This window comes from Vogesella mureinivorans, from assembly GCF_007644035.1.
Taxonomy (GTDB): Bacteria; Pseudomonadota; Gammaproteobacteria; order Burkholderiales; family Chromobacteriaceae; genus Vogesella; species Vogesella mureinivorans.
Genome location: NZ_VMTV02000117.1, coordinates 1 through 314, shown reverse-complemented (window position 1 = coordinate 314; position 314 = coordinate 1). Strand labels below are relative to the sequence as shown.

The 314-nt window shown below is 60.8% G+C and carries 1 protein-coding gene; it reads right to left on the bottom strand.

Annotation, left to right across the window (positions count from 1 at the left end; translation table 11 throughout):
* On the bottom strand, window positions 1–314 hold a 314-nt coding region (locus FLQ44_RS02890; protein WP_240801168.1), incomplete at both ends, for an ABC transporter ATP-binding protein.

Sequence of the window (314 nt, the reverse complement as noted above, 5' to 3'; positions counted from 1 at the left end):
ATGCGCTGGCGCATCCCGCCGGAAAGCTCGTGGGGAAAGGCCGATAGCGTATCGGGGGAAAGATTGAGGCGCTTCAAATGCGCCTCGACCCGCGCCCAGAATTCACCGCGAGGCAGCCCCATGGGCCGGAATGCGAAATCCTCAAAGCTCTTCCTGATCCGGCGGACCGGGTTCATGACGCTCATGGATCCCTGCATGATGTAGGAGAGATGGCGCCAGCGGATGGCGTCGACTTCGCTCGGGTCGGCCTTGTAGGGGTCGATGATGGCCCCTTCGAAATCATAGGTTATCGAGCCATCGACAATACGCAGGGG